Origin of the sequence: Aeromonas sp. R2-1 (assembly GCF_040908425.1) — a bacterium.
In the GTDB taxonomy this organism is placed as follows: domain Bacteria; phylum Pseudomonadota; class Gammaproteobacteria; order Enterobacterales; family Aeromonadaceae; genus Aeromonas; species Aeromonas caviae.
This window is the reverse complement of sequence record NZ_JBFODR010000036.1, coordinates 108,853-127,431: the sequence shown is the minus strand read 5'-3', so window position 1 is coordinate 127,431 and position 18,579 is coordinate 108,853. Positions and strand designations below refer to the sequence as shown.

The window sequence follows — 18,579 nt, the reverse complement described above, 5'->3', positions numbered from 1 at the left end:
CGGGATAAACGGTAGATTGCGCCCCTGTTTTGCCGACGGTTCGCCGCAGTTCGCGGCGTCGGCCCCATCCTGGAGAGAACCCGATGAAACTCTATTTTGTGCTGGTGTCGCCCGCCCGTGCCGCCAACGTGGGGGCTGCTGCCCGCGCCATGAAGACCATGGGCTTCGATGCCATGCGACTGGTGGGGAGCCGGGTGCACGAAGAGGAGGAGGCGAGCTGGGTTGCCCACGGGGCGCAGGAGATCCTGACGGATGCGCAAGCCTTCGACACCCTGGAAGAGGCCCTGGCGGACATGGATCTGGTGGTCGCCACCACCGCCCGGCAGCGCGGCCGCTACCAGCACTACCTCACCCCGGCGGAAATTCGCGACCAGGTCCGGTCCAAGCCCTCCCTCGAGAAGGTGGCCATCGTGTTTGGCTGCGAGGAGTCCGGACTCTCCAACGAACAGCTCGCCCAGGTGGATCTCATCAGCTACCTGCCTCTCAAGGTCTCATACCCGTCCCTGAACCTGGGTCAGGCGATCATGCTGTATGCCTATGAGCTGAGTCCGCTGCTCGATGACCAGAAAGTGAGCGACGAGCAGGACGTAGCAGAAAATTTCGAGAGTGCCGGGCAGGTTCGCGTGCTGAAATCAAAAACAGCAGAATTGCTTGGTGAGCTCGGGGTTTCGCAGGATGAAAAACTGCATCAATGGGTGATGGACCGAGTGCCCATGCTGCCGCAGCGGGATCTCAATATGCTCCATCTGCTCTGCAAAGACCTTGCCCGCAAGTTTGGCAAGGAGGTTTAGGTTGACAGCCCCTCGCCGGGCGCGGTATTGCTAACAACCAGATTCGTTCAAGAGTGTTCGTCATGCAGCTATTCACCAACATCATCATCACCACCACCATTATTACCGGTACCACCACAGGTGGCACTGGGGCCGGTTGATGCGCTGACGAACAAGCACAGAAATCAGAAAAAGGCCCGTACCCACCCAGTACGGGCCTTTTTTGTTGGATTGTTTTTAGACCAATTAGCAGATCAATTTGCAGGGAATACAGGGAGATAGCGATGAGAGTGTTGAAATTTGGCGGGTCGTCACTGGCCGACGCAGAGCGTTTCTTGCGGGTTGCCGATATCGCGGTGAATACCCACGGCCAATCCCAAGTGGCCCTGGTGCTGTCGGCACCGGCCAAGGTGACCAATCACCTGGTCGCCCTGGTGGAACAGACCAGTCGCGGCATGGATGCAAGCAGTACCCTGTTCGAGATCAACGGCATCTTCTCCCGCCTGCTGGCCGGCTTGAAGGCCGCCTATCCCGCGCTGGATGACAAGGCGCTGCAGGCGCGCCTGACCAGCGAACTGGATCAGGTGGAGCGGCTGATGCAGGGTATCCGTTTGCTGGGGCTGTGCCCGGACAACGTCCAGGCCCGCATCCTGAGCCGTGGCGAGAACCTCTCCATCGCCTTCATGCACGAGCTCTTGCGGGTGCGCGGCATCGAGCTGGATCTCATCGTGCCCGAGCAGTTGCTGGTCACCGATGGCGGCTACCTCGAAGCCCATGTGGATATCGAAGCCTCCCGGGTGCGCTTCGCCGCCAAGGGCCTGCGCTCTGATTGTCTCTACCTGATGCCGGGCTTCACCGGTGGCAGCGACAAGGGCGAGACCGTGCTGCTGGGCCGCAACGGCTCCGACTACTCCGCCGCCGTGCTGGCCGCTTGCGTGGACGCCGAGTGCTGCGAGATCTGGACCGACGTGGAGGGCTGTTACAACTGCGACCCGCGCCTGGTACCGGATGCCTACCTGCTCAAAACCCTCTCCTATAAAGAGGCGATGGAGCTCTCCTACTTCGGTGCCAAGGTGCTGCACCCGAAGACCATCGCCCCCGTGGCCCAGTTCCACATCCCCTGCCTCATCAAGAACAGCTTCAACCCTCAGGGTCCGGGTACCCTCATCGGGGTCGATCAGGGGGATGACGATCTGAAGGTGAAGGCCATCTCGGATCTCTCCGGCATGTGCATGTTCAACGTCTCCGGTCCCGGCATGAAGGGCATGGTGGGAATGGCCGGCCGCATCTTCTCCGCCGTCTCCCGCGCCGGGGTCAGCATCGTGCTGATCACCCAGTCGTCCTCCGAGTACAGCGTCAGCTTCTGTATCCACAGCTACGACAGCGACAAGACCCGCAAGGTGCTGGAGCGCGAGTTCGAGCTGGAGTTCAAAAACCAGTTGCTGGACCCGCTCGAGATCATGACCGATCTCGCCATCATCTCCCTCATCGGTGACGGCATGCGCACCTCCAAGGGGATGGCGGCGCGCTTCTTCACCTCCCTGGCCCAGGCCTCCATCAACATCGTCGCCATCGCACAAGGGTCGAGCGAGCGCTCCATCTCCGCGGTCGTGCGCTCCGGCAAGGTGGCGGAAGCCATCAAGGCGTGCCACCAGAACTTCTTTGGCAGCCAGCAGTTCATCGATCTCTTCGTGGTCGGGGTGGGCGGCGTCGGTGCAGCCCTGGTGGATCAGATTGCCCGCCAGCAGCCGGTACTGGCCGAGCAGGGCACCGGTCTGCGGGTGGTCGGCATCGCCAACAGCCGTCAGATGGCGGTCAACAAGGATGGTCTGGCCCTCGCCAACTGGCGTGAACAGCTGGTGGAAGCACAAGGCAGTTTCAGCCTGGAGGCGGTGAAGAAGCTGGTGGAAGAGAGCCACCTTATCAACCCGGTGATCGTCGACTGCACCTCGAGCGAAGCCGTGGCCGTCCAGTACGCCGATTTCCTCGGGGCCGGCTTCCACGTGGTCACCCCGAACAAGAAGGCCAACACCGGGTCGCTGGATTACTACAAGGCGCTGCGCCGCACCGCCCGCCAGACCCGTCGCAAGTTCCTGTACGAGACCAACGTGGGCGCGGGCCTGCCGGTCATCGAGAACCTGCAAAACCTCATCAAGGCCGGTGACAAGCTGCGCGCCTTCGACGGCATCCTGTCCGGGTCGCTCTCCTTCATCTTCGGCAAGCTGGACGAGGGGATGGCTTTCTCCGAGGCCACCCAGATCGCCCGCGGCAACGGCTTCACCGAGCCGGATCCCCGTGACGATCTCAACGGCATGGACGTGGCTCGCAAGCTCCTGATCCTGGCCCGCGAGGCCGGCATGGCGCTGGAGCTCTCCGATGTGGAGGTGGAGCAGGCATTGCCGCCGGGCTTTGACGTGAGCGGCGACGTGGAAGCCTTCATGGCCCGCCTGCCCGAGGCCGACGGCTGGTTCCGCGACCAGTTCGCGGCGGCCCAGCGTGAAGGCAAGGTGCTGCGTTACGTCGGCTCCATCGAGGGTGGCAAGTGCAAGGTAGCCATCAAGGCGGTGGGTGGCGACGAGCCCCTGTTCAAGGTAAAAGACGGGGAGAACGCGCTCGCCTTCTTCTCCACCTATTACCAGCCCATCCCCCTGGTACTGCGCGGCTATGGCGCAGGGACCGAAGTGACCGCCGCCGGTGTCTTCGCCGACGTGCTGCGCACCCAGAACTGGAAGCAGGAGCTGTAACATGAGTTCAGAGATGAACCCGAATGTAGAAATCGGCGGCAGCGTAGTGGCCTATGCCCCGGCCTCCAGCGCCAACCTGAGCGTGGGCTTTGACGTCCTGGGGGCGGCGCTCGCCCCCGTGGATGGCTCCCTGCTGGGTGACCGCGTCCAGGTCAAATCGGCAGAGGTGCCTTTCGCTCTCTCTTCCGTGGGCCGTTACGCCCACAAGTTGCCGGACGACCCGAAAAAGAACATCCTCCACGACTGCTGGGTCGCCTATGGCGAGGCGCTTGAGAAGCGCGGCCTGGGTCTCAAGCCACTGGAAATGGTGCTGGAGAAGAACCTGCCGGTGGGCTCGGGTCTGGGATCGAGCGCCTGCAGCGTGGTGGCGGCGCTGGAAGGGCTCAACGCCTTCCACGGTGCGCCCCTGAATGAACACGACCTGCTGCTGTTGATGGGGGAGATGGAAGGGAAGATCTCCGGCTCCGTCCATTACGACAACGTGGCGCCCTGTTATCTGGGCGGCATGCAGCTGGTGCTGGAGGAGGGGGGCGTCATCAGCCAGGGCATCCCGGTGTTTGACGAGTGGTACTGGGTGGTCTGCTATCCGGGCACCGTGGTCTCCACCGCCGCCGCCCGCGCCATCCTGCCGGCCCAGTATCGCCGCCAGGACTGCCTCACCTATGGCCGCCGGCTGGCCGCCTTCGTGCATGCCAGCTACAGCCGCCAGGAAGGGCTGGCCGCCAGCGTCCTGAAAGACGTCATCGCCGAGCCTTATCGCGCGGCCCTGATTGAAGGTTTCAACGAGGTGCGGGCCCAGGGGGCCCAGAACGGGGCGCTGGCCACCGGCATCTCGGGGTCCGGTCCCACCGTGTTCGTGGTGATGAAGGATCTGGCCCAGGCCGAACGCATGAAAGAGTGGATGGAAGCGCACTTCGTGCGCAATGAAGATGGATTTGCCCGGGTCTGCAAACTGGACATGGCCGGGGCACGGGTAACAGGAAGCGAGCTATGAATCTTTACAACATCAAGGACAAGAGTGAACAGGTGAGCTTCGCGCAGGCGGTGCGTCAGGGGCTGGGCCGCGAGCAGGGGTTGTTCTTCCCAGAGACCCTGGAGCCGCTGGCCGACGTGGATGCCCTGCTGGATCTGCCGCTGGCCGAGCGCTCGGCCCGCATCCTGAGCCACCTGCTGGGTGACGAAGTACCGGCTGCCAAGGTGAGCGAGCTTATCGACGCCGCTTTCACCTTCCCGGCGCCCCTGGTGAAGCTCAAAGATGGCACCTATGCCCTCGAGCTGTTCCACGGCCCGACCCTGGCATTCAAGGATTTCGGCGGCCGCTTCATGGCCCAGTGTCTGGCTGCGTTCAGAACCAATGACAAGATCACCATCCTCACCGCTACCTCCGGCGACACCGGCGCCGCCGTGGCCCACGCCTTCTACGGCCTGGAGGGGATTGAAGTGGTGATCCTCTACCCCAAGGGCAAGATAAGCCCCTTGCAGGAGGCGCTTTTCTGCACCCTCGGCGGCAACATCCGTACCCTCGCCATCGACGGTGACTTCGATGCCTGCCAGGCGCTGGTCAAAGATGCCTTCGACGATGAAGGGCTCAAGACCGCGATTGGCCTCAACTCCGCCAACTCCATCAACATCAGCCGCCTGCTGGCCCAGGTTTGCTACTACTTCGAGGCGATGGCCCAGCTGCCGAAAGCCGATCGCGCCAAGGCGGTCATCAGCGTGCCGTCCGGCAACTTCGGCAACCTCACCGCGGGTCTCATCGCCAAGGCGCTGGGGCTGCCGGTGAAGCGCTTTATCGCCGCCACCAACGCCAACGACACCGTGCCGCGCTACCTGAAAACCGGCCAGTGGGAGCCGCACCAGACGGTCGCGACCCTGTCGAACGCCATGGACGTGAGCCGCCCCAACAACTGGCCGCGGGTGGAAGAACTGTGCCGTCGCAAGGGCTGGGCGCTGGAAACCTTGGGCTCAGGGATGCGTGATGATGCCCAGACCCGGGATGCGTTGCAGCGCCTGCATCAGCTGGATTACCTGTGCGAGCCCCACGGGGCGATTGCCTGGGATCTGCTGAACGAGCAGCTTGGGCAAGACGAGGTCGGTGTGTTCCTCTGCACCGCCCATCCGGCCAAGTTCAAGGAGTCGGTGGACGAGATCCTGAATCTGGATGTGCCGCTGCCGGGCCCGCTCGCCAAGCACGCCGCGCTGCCGCTCCTGTCTCACGATCTGCCCGCTGACTTTGGCCGCCTCAAGGCCTTCCTGCTCGGTTAAGCCGTCATGAGACGCTGACGATCCCCCGCTTTTTCACGAGAGCGGGGGATTTTTTTATGTCCGGTATTGATGTCCGGTATAGGTTGGGGGAACCCGCCCTATACCCCTGAAACAAGGAGCACGGCATGAGCCCGCATCCCCTTCGCACCCTGATCGAGACCTGTGACGCCGCCATCTCCCGGCGCGACTTCGACGCCCTGATGACCTTCTACGCCGAGGACGCCGCCCTGGTGGTCAAACCCGGCATGGTGGTGCGCGGCATTCCCGCCATCCGCCGCGCCTTCAGTGCCATCTCCGATTACTTTGACGGTCAGCTTGAGGTGACCCAGGGCGCCATGGAGGTGATCGAGGGGGCCGACAACGCCCTGGTGATCATGGAGACCCGGCTGCGCTACCCGGTCGGGGAGGGGTGGATCGACGAGACCCGCCGCGCTACCTATGTGTTTCGCAAAGAGCCAGGCGGGCAGTGGCGCTGCACGGTGGACAACTCCTACGGCACCACGCTGCTGGGGGCGCAGCAGCCCGGCGAGCGGCCTGCAACCGACTAGCGCAGTCACACTGGCTCGGTGCAGCCAGAGTGCGTGTATAGCGTGCGTAATCAAGGCTCACCATCAAGGCCGTGCAGCCAGACCGGTTAGTCAGATTGAGTAGCCAGATTGAGTAGCAAGAGCCAAGCCATCCAGGCCGGGGAACCCGAGCCGCACGCAGGGCACCGCTCTGCCTGGGAGGGGGCATCACAGCGCAGCCCAAGGCGCAACTCCCCGTTTTGGTTGTGCCTCACAACCTGCTGGCAGTAAGTGCGCTGACAGTGATTGCTGCGACATTTTTACGAATCTGGTTTGCACTCTCGTTGTTATGTTCGCCCCTGGCAGCACAAACCTGTCTGTGGGTCATTTCCGGCCCCCCGTGGCCCGTTGACCCGGTCTGCCGTGGCTGCTAATCAGGGGACTGCTTGACACCCTTCATGGACGAGCAGAGCCGCAGATGCCTCGACGGCGCGGCTTATCGACAACAACAACACCACAGTGCAGGGAGCAAACCATCATGTGGCCGTACCGAAAAATAGTGACCCAGTCCCTCAAGACCCCCCTGATGATCGCCAGGATCATGTTTTACCTGGCCCTGTTATTGGTATTCCCCCTGCCAATGATCATGCTATCGGACTCTCCAGCGGCAGAGATCGGGCGTTTCTCTTACATCCTGGTGACGTTTCCCATCGCCATGGGACTGATGCTGATATCGAGCCTGATGGCTATCCTGATCGCCATGGTGGAGTCGCGCAACCAGCAGCCACCCCAGGGGCGGTGGTAAGAGGGCCCTCGCTTTGCGAGCCATCCAATAAAAAACCATCCCGGGCGGGATGGTTTTTGGACTTCCAAATTGGGACACCCACCTTTTTGTTGAATCTTTAATCCCACGCCATATCAAATTTCGGCATCTTATCCGATGCCAGACTGGGCCGCGCCTGAACAAGAGGCCAGTTATGCCTCGATGGCCTGCTTGACGATTTTTTTGGCCCTGTTCCCTCGACCCGCCATCCGTCAGAGCGGTGATAACCAGTCTGACTATGGCTTGCTCAGAAAGATGGGTGTCCTAGATTTCGGGATAAAAAATAGAGCCAGCCGGTAATGGTTGGCTCAGAAAGGTGGATGGCCCAGATTTCTCTTTTCAATCATTAGCTTTTAAATTTCCAATCATCTCTTTGGTGAATAATCTAAGCCACTCGCTTTGATACGAATCTAGTTTGGAACGACCACTTTCATCAAAGGTTAGTTTTCTCGATGATTGTGCATCTCCCATCCAGCGCTTCCATGCAATATTTATATTTGACAACTCGTCTCTAAATATGTTCCGTTGAGCAGCTTTCAATGAATAGGTGAAAAATGTAATATAAGGGTGTTCCCATTCATATCCATTTCTTAATGCCATTCTTCTCGATATATCAAGGGACTCAACACCTTCCCAATATCGATCTACTGCAGTTTGATCTTTTCTTTCACAAGCTATAGTCAAGCAGACTTTTCCTAATGTAGTGTATGGAAATGCATCCTTGTTGTGCACCGATATTGCTTTTTTTGCGAAAGAATATGCAGTGTATTCATCTGGTTTCTTCAAATTTAGGAGAGCGCGTTGCTCCCAGTATCTAGCATTCCATCCAAATAAAATCTCTGTTTTCTCGAACCATTCTTCAGCCCTACTCCCGAGATCGCGATGAATACTTTCATTATCCATTATTTGCCTAAGTATTATATATGGAAGTGTTCTTGCTTTAATCGATTGTTTGACAACTAAAGGGGAAAGCATTGAAGCCATGCTATATAATATATTAAAACGTTCATCTCGAGTTATCAACTTGTTCCATATATTAGTAGATAGAGCCGCGCTACGAAGTCTCATTCCTTTATCATCAAGGAAAGAAAAATCTTTAAGGATACCATTATCAGATGTAAGTGCCTCAGGAGATAGTTCTGTATCTTTGATTGGGTACTGTAGCTCATTTATTATAAAAAAAGGCAAAGATAAACCAAATCGATGTGTTGCTGCGGTATAGGATACTAGATGTTTAATATAATCCTTACCACCTATTTTACTGCTTGTAATCTCAGCTATGATATCTTGAAAACTTCTTGCATTTTCTAGACTTTCCAGCCATTCCAAGAAGTGGAAATTATATTTTCTTTGGAACTCCTTCCATATGTCCTGATCACCGTCATTAGAATTTCTACCCAGGCGCCCCTTATCACGTCTCTTGGCAACAATTTTCAAGAAATCTTTTCTGACTAGTGGTTCCGTACTCAAAGAAACAACCATCTCACTATCACAAAAATCGATTTGAACTGCACGTAAATTTTTCTTATGGCAAGTTAATAGTATTTTCGCAGCCATATTATTTTCATGGCATTTTTTTGAAAGAGATGCAATTGAGCTTGAATGTTCGGCGCAGTCGTCAAAAAACAAAAGTGATTTAGGATGTATTTTTAGATAATGGATTATTGCATCCTCATCAAACCTTGCTTCCGCTCTAAATTGCTGAACGTTATAGCCATTTTGAAGCATTTCATTACATACTCTATATGCACTAGCTGTTTTTCCACTAACATTATCTCCATATATAATGATATTTTGGGGTTTGTTTTTGGCTTCTTTGGCAAACAAGTTGATAGTTTTTTGCACTATGTCTAAGTGAGCATCTAAGTCACTGATAATGTGTTCCCATTGGGTTTCGGTTGATGAGTAAAAATCTATTACTTTCCGTCTTAGACTTTGCAAATTTAGAGTTTTAAATTTTTGTGCAACCTCTATACGTGCTGCTTGGCTTTCACCTTCATCAATATGGGTTTTCTTCCAGTGCTCATATTGCTCTGAGAGATATGCGAAGAAATCCTCACCGGTTGCTTGAATAACAATAAAGCCATAGCGCTCCAGGCGGGTACGCTGACTCGCCGTTATGTCTTTTAAAACAACGACTGAAGGGCATCCGCCACGCTCTCTAGAATGGTTTCCATAGTTAAGAATTGTGGCTAAATCATATTCTTTATCCAATGAGGCACCACAAATTATAAATGGTTTCCTTGCTAACTCTGAGCGTAGTTCAGAATGCCATCCAGGAGTAATCTCTGGTTTTGATGCATAATCAGAAATTGAAAATATTAACTCGTTATCATTGCTGCCAATATGTGATGCTCTACCGTGCAAATGAACCACTTGAAGAAATTCGTTGTTAACAAGACTCCTGATTTCAAGAGGACTATTCCAGGAAAACGTTCTTATTTTTATCGGTACTTTTTTAGCGCATGAGTCAATAATATCATCAATGTTGAGTGTCCAAATTCTTTTCCACTTAAATTTAAGGAGTATGCATTGCCAACTAGGATTGCAATTAGAAAATCTTCTTTTGAAAAAATCTAATAATAGCGGCCTTTTTTGCTGGTCAGAAAATATGTCCCCATATACTAATGCAAGATCTTTAGCTTCATGTTTATCATGTTCAGTAGAGAAGTGACGACACAATTCTGCTGATAGTTGTTCAGCACCTTGAAGTTCATTACCATCGCCACCAATAGCACCAATACTGGCTCCAGCCCCTAAAAATAAGTTCATTCCTGCATCATGTAAAGATTGAAATATATCCTGTAAATCACTTTCTTTTAAATATTTAGTCATGGTCATTATTTCTTCTTTAATATGGGTTTGATATAAGAATTCATTTTTTACGGAAGCTTCGTCCAAGGAATAAATTTGAGTTTTCTTGACTGCTGAGCATTACAAAAAACTATAACGTATATCACGTCCCACTAGGGAGTACGCTACCGCCCCTGGATTACAGCTTCCAATATGCTCCATCGACCAGCGGGCGGGGCCCGGATGGTGCTGTAGGCGCCGAATGGCCAGCATATCCTCAAGCCTCATACGCAAACCAGTCAAAAGTTGACGCAACCGCAAGGAAGCGCTGGATTTTTGCGCCAGCTCAACAATTGAAGCGAAGGCGCCGCGTGGCCGGAGCGGGGGCAAGGAGGGGGTTGTCGAGAAGGAAGGGGCATTTTGTTGTCACTGGGCAGGGGGACTATAGTGCAGCGAGGCAAGGGTGCCTCGTTTGGCCACGTGTTAGTGGGGGCCGACCACAATGGATAGAACAATGGGAGTGTGACATATGAAGCGGATCCTGATGGTGTTGAGTCTGTGTGTGACGGTCATGGGCATGGGAATGGGGGTGGCCCAGAGCGCGACCTCTGGCGCGCAGCAAGAGTGCGAGGCCCAGGCGGCGGTGAAGAAGCTGGCGGGCGCCGCCAAGACCAGCTTTGTGGGCAAGTGCGTCAAAGATGCCTCTGCCAGTGCCAAGGCGAGTCAGTGTGAAAAGGCGGCCGCCGACAAGAAGCTGGCCGGGGCTGCCAAGAACAGCTTCGTGCAAAAGTGTCTGAAGACGGACGCAGCCGCCGACAAGGCGACCCAGTGCGAGAAGGCGGCAGCGGACAAGAAGCTCGCCGGGGCGGCCAAGAACAGCTTTATCCAGAAGTGCGTGAAAACCGCCTGAGCCGGTGAGGATCTGACACCAACGCCGGTTGAGGCAGTGACGAGAAAGGGGCCCAGGGGCCCCTTTCTCTGTTGTGATGGGGGGTGGGGGTAGCCCTCGCCGCCAGTGTGGCCGGCCATAAGCTCCGGGCGCGGAGCTGACTTGATCCCTGCCTGGTCATCACTCTCCCTGGGTTGGCTGGGTATGTTCGGGGGCGCTGCTCAGCAGATCCTGCCCCTCGTCCTGGCTCAGCACCAGATAGCGCTCGTACTGGCGCAAGACGTCGGCACTCAGCTCGTCCCGGGTCAGGTACTGGATGTCGTAACCGGCGCGGCCATCGGCAAAATAGGTGATGGGCTCGAAGATGCGGGCCTCGGGATCGTGGTTGTGGGCTGCCTCCAGGGGGTTGAAGGCGGGGGCGGGGCGGGCCTCGATGCGCACCCCGTAGCAGAAGTCCCGGCGACCCTGCTGGGGCACCAGCAGATGGCACTGATCCGGCCCATCCTCTTCGACCCGGCTGGTGATGCCCCGGGCAGCGAACTCCTGACTCAGGGCCGTCAGGGCGGGTAGGGCGACCTTGTCCACAAAGGCGCGGGCTTCCTGCTCGGTGGAGGGGCGCAGCAGGTGATCCATCCGGGTGCGCCACTGCTTGCCGTTCCAGAAGTCAGTGGCGGGGGAGAGGCGCCTGGCCGAGTGCTCCTTGTCCGCGACAAGGCCGCGGCAGAGTCCGAGGCAGAGCAGCACCATGATGAAGGCAAACGGCAGGGCGGCGATGAGGGTCATGGACTGGAGTGCCGCCAGCCCCCCTGTGCTCATCAGGGTACCCGCGGTGACCCCGAGCAGCAGAGCCCAGAACAGGCGCTGCCAGACCGGTGAGCCCTCCTTGCCCTGGGTAGCGATGTTGTCGATGACGAAGGCTCCCGAGTCGGCGGAGGTGACGAAGAAGACGCTGATGAGGATCACCGCGAGGGCCGAGGTGATGTCCGCTCCCGGCAAGAGGTCAAAGAAGTTGAACAGCAGGGTGTCGATGTTGCCGACCGAGTCGATGAGGCTTGTGCCCCCCTCATGCTGGCTGGCCCAGATGGCGGCGTTGCCGAACACCGTCATCCAGAGCAGGTTGAAGGCGGTGGGCACGAACAGGACGCCGAGGATGAATTCGCGCAGGGTGCGTCCGCGGGAGATGCGGGCGATGAAGAGACCGACGAAGGGGGACCAGGAGATCCACCAGGCCCAGTAGAGCAGGGTCCAGTTGCCAAACCAGCCCGCCTGGCGGGTCTCGCTGTAGGTGAAGGTGCGGAAGGTGAGCTGGCTTAAAGAGGAGACATAGTTGCCAATGTTCTCCGAGAGGGCTCCCAGCAGGTACTGGGTGGGGCCGGCCACCAGCACGAACAGCAGGAGCACGATGGCGAGAAAGAGGTTGAGCTCGGAGAGGCGCTTCACCCCCTTGTCGAGACCGGTGACCGCCGAGATGCCGGCGAGGGTGATGACGACCCCGATGAGGCCGAAGCGAAACAGCTCCCCCGAGGTGTCCATGCCGGTGAGGCGGGTGATCCCCGCCGAGAGTTGCATCACGCCATAGCCCAGGGTGGTGGCGATGCCGAAGATGGTGCCCACCAGGGCGAAGACGTCCACCGCGTGGCCGAGCGGCCCGTGGATCTTCTCCTTGAAGATGGGATAGAGGCCGGAGCGGATGGTCAGGGGCAGGTTGTAGCGAAAGCCGAAGTAGGCCAGCACCAGGCCGACGATGGCGTAGATGGCCCAGGCGTGAAAGCCCCAGTGGAAGAAGGTGGTGACCATGGCCTCGCGAGCGGCCACCTGGGTCAGGGGCGTCGCTTGGGGCGGGGAGACGAAGTGACTCATGGGCTCGCCCACCCCGAAATACATGAGCCCTATCCCCATCCCGGCGGCGAACAGCATGGCGAGCCAGGAGGTGAAGCTGAACTCCGGGCGGGCATCGTCCGGCCCGAGGCGAATGTTGCCAAAGTGGCTGAAGGCGATCACCAGCAGCAGGATCAGGAACATGCCGACCACCAGCACATAGAACCAGCTGAAGTGCTGGGCTATCCAGCTCTGGCCGCTGCCAAAGAAGCGGGCGGCGGCCTCCGGGGCCAGGGAGCAGATGGCCAGCAGCGCCAGGATGAAGAGCAGACCCGGGATGAAGATGGGCAGCGACAGGGTGCATCTGGGAGGGCGAGGAGCGTTCATGGGACACCTTTGGGTGGAAGGACTCAAGACACTATAGGCCCCTCGGGTGCAAAGCAGACAAGGGGTGGACGGCGAGTGACGGGGTCAACGGCCATGATCACCGTGGGGGAGGCACTCGTCGTCCTGTTTTTTTCATCGTATTTTATGCCTTTAAATCAGATGGTTACCGCTTTCTTGTTTGTTAATAGCGAGTTGATGCCGTTTTTTGGGAAATCTTTTCCCCCCTCGTCCGGCTCTATTGAACGTAGCCGGATGAGATGCGCCGGAGACATCACTCTCGACAACAAGGAATAGAGACATGAACGTGAAAAAAAGTACTGCCATCGCCTCTGCCATGACGGGTCTGCTGGCCCTGGGTGCCCAGTTCATCGCCGCGCCGGCCATGGCTGCGGATGACAAGGAGAAGTGCTATGGCGTGGTCAAGGCGGGCAAGAACGACTGCGCCACCAAGGGTGGATCCTGCGCCGGCACCGCCAAGATGGATGCCCAGGGGGATGCCTTCGTGGTAGTGCCCAAGGGGCTGTGCGAGAAGCTCGCTGGCGGGTCCCTGCAACCCAAGTAAGCCACATGCCATGGTGTGGCGCCCGCCACATCATGGCCCTATCTATTGAGAGCCCAGCCATGAACCCCTTGATCGGTATCGGTTTACGCCCCCCGCACTACGACGAGATCCGCCACACCCTACCCGGAGTGGGCTGGCTTGAGGTACACAGCGAAAACTACTTCGAGCGCCACAGCCAGGGCTTCGAGGTGCTGGCGGATCTTGCGAGGCACTACCCCGTGAGCCTTCACGGAGTCGGCATGTCGCTGGGCTCCGCCGATCCTCTCGATGCCGGGCACCTGCGCCAACTGGCGGCTCTGGTGGCGGCCATCTCGCCGGTGCGGGTGTCGGAGCACCTGAGCTGGGGCAGCATCGGCGGGCGCTATTTCAACGATCTGCTGCCCATGCCCTACACCCGGGCCGCTCTTTTGCACATGAGCGACAAGATAGATCGGGTGCAGCAGACACTGGGCAGACAACTGCTGATCGAGAATCCCTCCTCCTACCTGCAACTGGCGGGGGAGATGGGGGAGGCCGAGTTTCTGGCCGAGCTGGCTGGGCGCAGCGGCTGCGGCGTCCTGCTCGATCTCAACAACCTCCATGTGAGTGCGGTCAATCACGGCCTGGAGGTGGACGACTATCTGGCGACTATCGACCTCGACACGGTCGGCGAAATTCACCTGGCCGGTTTTACCGAGAAGCACCTGCCTCAGGGGCCCCTCTATATCGATACCCACAGCACCCCCGTGGCCGAGCCCGTCTGGGCGCTCTACGAGCAGGTCTGCCAACAGCGCGCCATCCCCACCCTGATTGAATGGGATCTGGCGATCCCCCCGCTGCCGGTGCTGCTGGGAGAGGCGCAGCGTGCCAGCGAGATCCTGAGCGCGGCGCAGCAAACATCCAGGGAGGCCGCCCATGTCTGAGCGTGTTTCCCCGCAAGGTACTTTTGCGAGCGGGCTGCTCGGGGAGGCCACTTATGTCTGAGCTTGTTTTCCCGCAAGGCCCTTTTGCGAGCGGTCTGCTCGGGGAGGCCGCCCATGTGTGAGCTTGCTTCCCTGCAACGCGCTTTTGCGAGCGGTCTGCTCGGCCAGGATGATGCCATCCTCGGGCACATCCAGCCGGGACGCTTTGCCCCCGACGCCCTGTTGCAGATCTATCGCAACAACTTCATCCTCGGCCTCACCGAGGTGCTCGCCAGCAGCTACCCCGCGGTACGCGCCATGGTTGGCGAGACCTTCTTTGAGGCTGCGGCACGAGGGTTCGTGCTGGCGGCACCTCTGGAGGAGGGGAGCGTCATGGACTACGGGGAGGGCTTTGGCGACTGGCTGGCACGCTTGCCCACCACGGCCGCGTTGCCCTGGCTCGGGGATCTGGCCCGCTTCGAGTGGGGGCTGGAGCGGGTCTCGCTGCTTGCACCAGAGACGCGGCGCTGGCCCGCCGAGCGGCTTGCCGCCATGACCCCTGAGCACTGGGTGCGGCTGGTGCTGCATCCTGCCTGCGATCTGCTGCTCCTGGAGAGCCCCCATCCGGTGCTGGCGCTCTGGCAGATGGCCCTGCACGGCGGTGAGACGGTCAGAGAGCTGGATGCTGTCTGCTCCCTGGCACTCAAGAAACGCCCCGGACACCGGGTCGACCCCATTCCCCTGGATGCCGCCGCCTGGCGTCTGCTGCAAGGCTGCCTGCAGGGCAGGCCGCTGGCCAGCCTGCTGGCTCAGGATCCCGCCATGGCCGAACACCTGGCCCCCCTCATCACCCTCGACCTGCTGGTCGATCTGGAGCTTGCCCCATGACAACGCAACCCCTTGCCAGGCCCCTTGGCCCCCTTGTTGAACGCATCTTGCCCTGGTGCAGCGGTGGCCTGTTGCTGCTTGCCAGGCTCTGGGTCGCCACCATTTTTCTGCGATCCGGCTGGCTCAAGTTCACGGCCTGGGACAGCACCCTCTATCTGTTCGAGTTCGAATATCAGGTGCCCCTGCTGCCCTGGCAGTGGGCGGCCTATGCGGGCACGGCGACCGAGCTGTTGCTGCCCCTCTTCCTGCTGGCGGGCCTCTTCACCCGTCCGGTCGCCTTGCTGCTGTTTGGCTTCAACGCCATGGCGGTCATCTCCTACCCGGCCCTCTGGGCGGGGGGCTTTCACGATCACCAGTTGTGGGGCTGGATGCTGCTGACCCTGGCCGTGTGGGGGGCGGGCCCCCTGGGGCTCGACAGCTGGCGCCTTGCCCGTCGCTCGCCTCCGGCGTAAGGTGGCCGCACACGAGCCCTGACTGACGGGCGGGAAAGGAATGCAAAGGAGAAGAGATGAAGGTACGCGAGGCCCTGGCGGCCGATATTCCCGCCCTGACGACACTGCGCATGGCGCTCTTTTGCGAGGTGGGGGAACTTGCCCGGCCCGATGAGGATCCGGTCCTCAGGGAGGCGACGCAGGCCTACTTCATGCAGGCGCAGGAAGAGGGCAGCGCCCGTAGCTGGGTGGTGGAAGAGGAGGGCGAGGTGGTGGCGTGCGCCACCCTGGCACTCTTCGTGCGCCCGCCCTACCCGGGCAATCTGGCGGGGCGGGAAGGGTACCTGCTCAACATCTACACCCGGCCGGCCTGGCGCAGACGGGGAATGGCGAACGCCCTGCTGGTGGCCATGGTGGCGTATGCCCGCGAGCAGCAACTGGGCAAGCTGTGGCTCCATGCCAGCAGTGATGGGCGCGCTATCTACGAACGGTTCGGCTTTGCCGGCAATCCCGCCTGCCTCGAGTGCGTACCTGGCCGTTAGCCTCCTCTTTTTCTGCACCGGGTTGATCCTCTTTCACAAGGGCTGCGTACTGTGAGCCCTTGGCGGCATCGCCGCTTTTCTATACACTGCGCGCCCCATTCGTTTCAGTCGTCCGACCACTTATGTCGGCGCTGGCGGTGCCGATACCCTCTGTGGGTGAGGCCGTGGTGCCCATGGGGATGGTCAACGAGGAAGAAGTGTCATGTTCAATCAGAAGCTCAAAGCGCAGTTGCAGGCATGCCAGACCCGGCTCGACGAGGAGCAGGGCATCATAGAGGCGATCAAGGCGGGTGCCGCCACCGTCATCTTCAGCCCGGAGGGGATCATCCAGGAGGCGAGCACTCCTTTCCTGGCCCTGATGGGATATGGTGCCGCCGAACTGATTGGGCAGCCCCACAGCCAGCTCTGTCCAAGGGCCTGGGGGGAGTCCGGTGACTATCGCCAGTTCTGGCGGCGTCTCGCTCAGGGGGAGGTGCAGTCAGGCACCTTCGAGCGCGTGAACCGGCAGGGGGAGACGCGCTGGCTGGAGGCGACCTATTTCCCGGTGAAGCACCAGGGCCGGGTGACCCGGGTACTCAAAATTGCCAGCGACGTCACCGAACAGCACCTGCGGCTGGAGCGACTCGAGGGGCTCACCGAGGCGCTGGACCGCTCCCGGGCCATGATCGAGTTCACCCCGAACGGCGACATCCTCCATGCCAATGCCAACTTCCTGAGCGTCATGGGTTACACCCTGGGGGAGATCGCGGGCAGGCACCATAGGATCTTCTGTGACGAGGCCTTTCTGCGCGAGCAGCCCCGCTTCTGGGAGGAGCTGGCCCGGGGCCAGTTCAAATCCGGCCTCTTCATGCGCCACAACAGCCGGGGGCAGGCCGTCTGGCTGGAGGCGACCTACAACCCCATCCGGGATGGCAGCGGCAAGGTGGTGCGGGTGGTGAAGTTCGCCAGCGACATCACCGCGCGCATCGAGCAGAACCACGCCACCCGGGAGGCGGCCCGCCTGGCCCACAGCACCGCCCAGGAGACCCTGCACAGCGCAGAGGAGGGGGCGGGCTTGCTGCGCGCCGTGGTGCAGACCTCTTCCCTCATCGCCTCCCAGGTGGATGAGGCCATCGCCCTCATCGGCCAGCTCAACGAGCAGTCCAGAAGCATCGAGGCCATCGTCTCGACCATCAGCGCCATCGCCGATCAGACCAATCTGCTGGCCCTGAACGCCGCCATCGAGGCGGCGCGGGCAGGGGAGCAGGGGCGCGGGTTTGCGGTGGTGGCGGACGAGGTGCGACAGCTGGCCGCCCGCACGTCGCTCTCTACCGACGAGATCGCCAGGGTGGTGCAGAAGAACCGCGAGCTGACCGCCAGGGTGACCGACGACATGGCCGGGGTGGCGGGCAGCGCCGAACTCGGCAAGCAGCAGATCGCCGGGGTGGACAAGCTGATGAGCGAGATCCACCAGGAGGCGGACAGAGTCTCCCAGACGGTGTCGGCCCTCTCCATCTGAGGGGCTGACCGCAAGATTGCCAACAGAGTGAGCGATCGGACGGCCAGGCTGAACCCTGGCTGTATGACGCCCTCCTTCGTCATTGTGCCGCCCGCCCCCCTTGTTTAGGCTGCCGCCTCCTTTTTATTGAGCAGGTAGACAACAATGGCAGTACGACAGAGAGGCAGGGCACTGGCCCTGCTGCTGGGAATGGGGGCGAGCCTGGGGCTCGGTGGTTGCATGGGCCAGATGGGCCTCTCCTCCATGGTGACCAAGGGCAACCTCAGCGTGGTGGACAACCGCTACGGCCGTGCCGGCGTCTTCGTGCTGCTCTCCCCCGTCTATGGCCTGGCGGCCACGGCGGATCTCTTCGTGTTCAACACCATCGAATTCTGGTCCGGCAAGAACCCCATTACCGGCAAGTCGCCCGCCCTGGTGGATCAGAAGAGCGATGCGATCATCAAGGTGAACCAGCACCTGGATCCTGCCCTCAACCAGGTGCCGCTGGCCCTGCTGCCCCAAGGGGTGCGCGAGGTACAGGTGAGCTACCCGGACGAGCGCACCGCCCAGATGGAGATCCACTACATCGACGGTCAGCGCAGCCTGATGCGGGGGGAGATGCGCGGGGAGCGGCTGGATCTCTATCTGGACGACAAACTGGTCTCGACCCTGAGCCGCGAGCAGCTCGATGCGGCGGCAAGCCGGGGAGCGGTGCAGGCATAATTTGTCGCGCCCCTGATCCTTTACTCCCGACAAATGCTATACATGCCTGCGGGCAAGTACGCCCCGATGTAGAGGGAGTG

Annotated in this window: 16 protein-coding genes and 1 other annotated feature; of the genes, 14 read left to right on the top strand and 2 right to left on the bottom strand. The window is 59.6% G+C overall.

Annotation, left to right across the window (positions count from 1 at the left end):
* Window positions 1-83 precede the first annotated feature (83 nt).
* From AB5Y80_RS13845 to AB5Y80_RS13820, 6 genes are all read left to right on the top strand, one after another.
* The gene (locus AB5Y80_RS13845) at window positions 84-791 is read left to right on the top strand and encodes a tRNA/rRNA methyltransferase (protein WP_202016640.1); all 708 of its coding nucleotides are present in this window, start codon (window positions 84-86) and stop codon (window positions 789-791) included.
* 72 nt (window positions 792-863) lie between these two features.
* Window positions 864-997: a sequence feature (Thr leader region), on the top strand.
* 57 nt (window positions 998-1,054) lie between these two features.
* Window positions 1,055-3,514 carry a bifunctional aspartate kinase/homoserine dehydrogenase I gene (gene thrA / locus AB5Y80_RS13840; protein ID WP_042878884.1) on the top strand — a complete coding sequence of 820 codons (2,460 nt, stop codon included), beginning with the start codon at window positions 1,055-1,057 and terminating at the stop codon, window positions 3,512-3,514.
* A gap of 1 nt (window position 3,515) precedes the next feature.
* Window positions 3,516-4,508 (top strand): homoserine kinase, encoded by a 993-nt coding sequence (gene thrB / locus AB5Y80_RS13835; protein ID WP_029314022.1) that lies wholly within the window; start codon window positions 3,516-3,518, stop codon window positions 4,506-4,508.
* Window positions 4,505-5,779, top strand: a complete 1,275-nt coding sequence (gene thrC, locus AB5Y80_RS13830) for a threonine synthase (protein WP_368173077.1) — start codon at window positions 4,505-4,507, stop codon at window positions 5,777-5,779. The genes thrB and thrC overlap by 4 nt, the downstream gene beginning before the upstream one ends.
* A 125-nt stretch (window positions 5,780-5,904) precedes the next feature.
* A complete protein-coding gene (locus AB5Y80_RS13825) occupies window positions 5,905-6,327 on the top strand; it encodes a nuclear transport factor 2 family protein (protein WP_368173076.1) in 423 nt (140 codons plus the stop codon).
* A gap of 496 nt (window positions 6,328-6,823) precedes the next feature.
* On the top strand, window positions 6,824-7,090 hold the full coding sequence (locus AB5Y80_RS13820) for a hypothetical protein (protein ID WP_010673592.1): 267 nt from the start codon (window positions 6,824-6,826) through the stop codon (window positions 7,088-7,090).
* Between the two features lie 357 nt (window positions 7,091-7,447).
* Here AB5Y80_RS13820 and AB5Y80_RS13815 read toward each other — a convergent pair whose 3' ends face one another.
* Window positions 7,448-9,949, bottom strand: coding sequence for an SIR2 family protein (locus AB5Y80_RS13815; protein ID WP_266140608.1), 2,502 nt, complete (start codon window positions 9,947-9,949; stop codon window positions 7,448-7,450).
* Between the two features lie 481 nt (window positions 9,950-10,430).
* On the opposite strand from AB5Y80_RS13815, the gene AB5Y80_RS13810 reads away from it, so the two are divergent.
* Window positions 10,431-10,811 (top strand): hypothetical protein, encoded by a 381-nt coding sequence (locus tag AB5Y80_RS13810; RefSeq protein ID WP_128345253.1) that lies wholly within the window; start codon window positions 10,431-10,433, stop codon window positions 10,809-10,811.
* Window positions 10,812-10,970: 159 nt separating this feature from the next.
* On the opposite strand, the gene AB5Y80_RS13805 is transcribed toward AB5Y80_RS13810, so the two are convergent.
* Complete coding sequence (locus AB5Y80_RS13805) at window positions 10,971-12,995, bottom strand: BCCT family transporter (RefSeq protein WP_270822828.1); 2,025 nt, start codon at window positions 12,993-12,995, stop codon at window positions 10,971-10,973.
* 298 nt (window positions 12,996-13,293) lie between these two features.
* On the opposite strand from AB5Y80_RS13805, the gene AB5Y80_RS13800 reads away from it, so the two are divergent.
* The 7 genes from AB5Y80_RS13800 (at window position 13,294) to AB5Y80_RS13770 (ending at window position 18,499) form a co-directional block, all read left to right on the top strand.
* Window positions 13,294-13,557, top strand: a complete 264-nt coding sequence (locus AB5Y80_RS13800; protein WP_010673595.1) for a DUF2282 domain-containing protein — start codon at window positions 13,294-13,296, stop codon at window positions 13,555-13,557.
* A gap of 59 nt (window positions 13,558-13,616) precedes the next feature.
* Complete coding sequence (locus AB5Y80_RS13795; protein WP_323882680.1) at window positions 13,617-14,459, top strand: DUF692 domain-containing protein; 843 nt, start codon at window positions 13,617-13,619, stop codon at window positions 14,457-14,459.
* A gap of 114 nt (window positions 14,460-14,573) precedes the next feature.
* Entirely contained in the window at window positions 14,574-15,326 is a 753-nt protein-coding gene (locus AB5Y80_RS13790) for a putative DNA-binding domain-containing protein (RefSeq protein WP_368173075.1), read from the top strand.
* Window positions 15,323-15,778: a DoxX family protein gene (locus tag AB5Y80_RS13785; RefSeq protein WP_323882677.1), complete on the top strand. Its 456-nt coding sequence runs from the start codon at window positions 15,323-15,325 to the stop codon at window positions 15,776-15,778. The genes AB5Y80_RS13790 and AB5Y80_RS13785 overlap by 4 nt, the downstream gene beginning before the upstream one ends.
* Window positions 15,779-15,834: 56 nt before the next feature.
* Entirely contained in the window at window positions 15,835-16,299 is a 465-nt protein-coding gene (locus AB5Y80_RS13780) for a GNAT family N-acetyltransferase (RefSeq protein WP_151028717.1), read from the top strand.
* 202 nt (window positions 16,300-16,501) lie between these two features.
* Window positions 16,502-17,797 (top strand): PAS domain-containing methyl-accepting chemotaxis protein, encoded by a 1,296-nt coding sequence (locus AB5Y80_RS13775; protein ID WP_323882675.1) that lies wholly within the window; start codon window positions 16,502-16,504, stop codon window positions 17,795-17,797.
* Between the two features lie 144 nt (window positions 17,798-17,941).
* Window positions 17,942-18,499 (top strand): DUF3332 domain-containing protein, encoded by a 558-nt coding sequence (locus tag AB5Y80_RS13770; RefSeq protein WP_134997481.1) that lies wholly within the window; start codon window positions 17,942-17,944, stop codon window positions 18,497-18,499.
* Window positions 18,500-18,579: the final 80 nt, after the last annotated feature.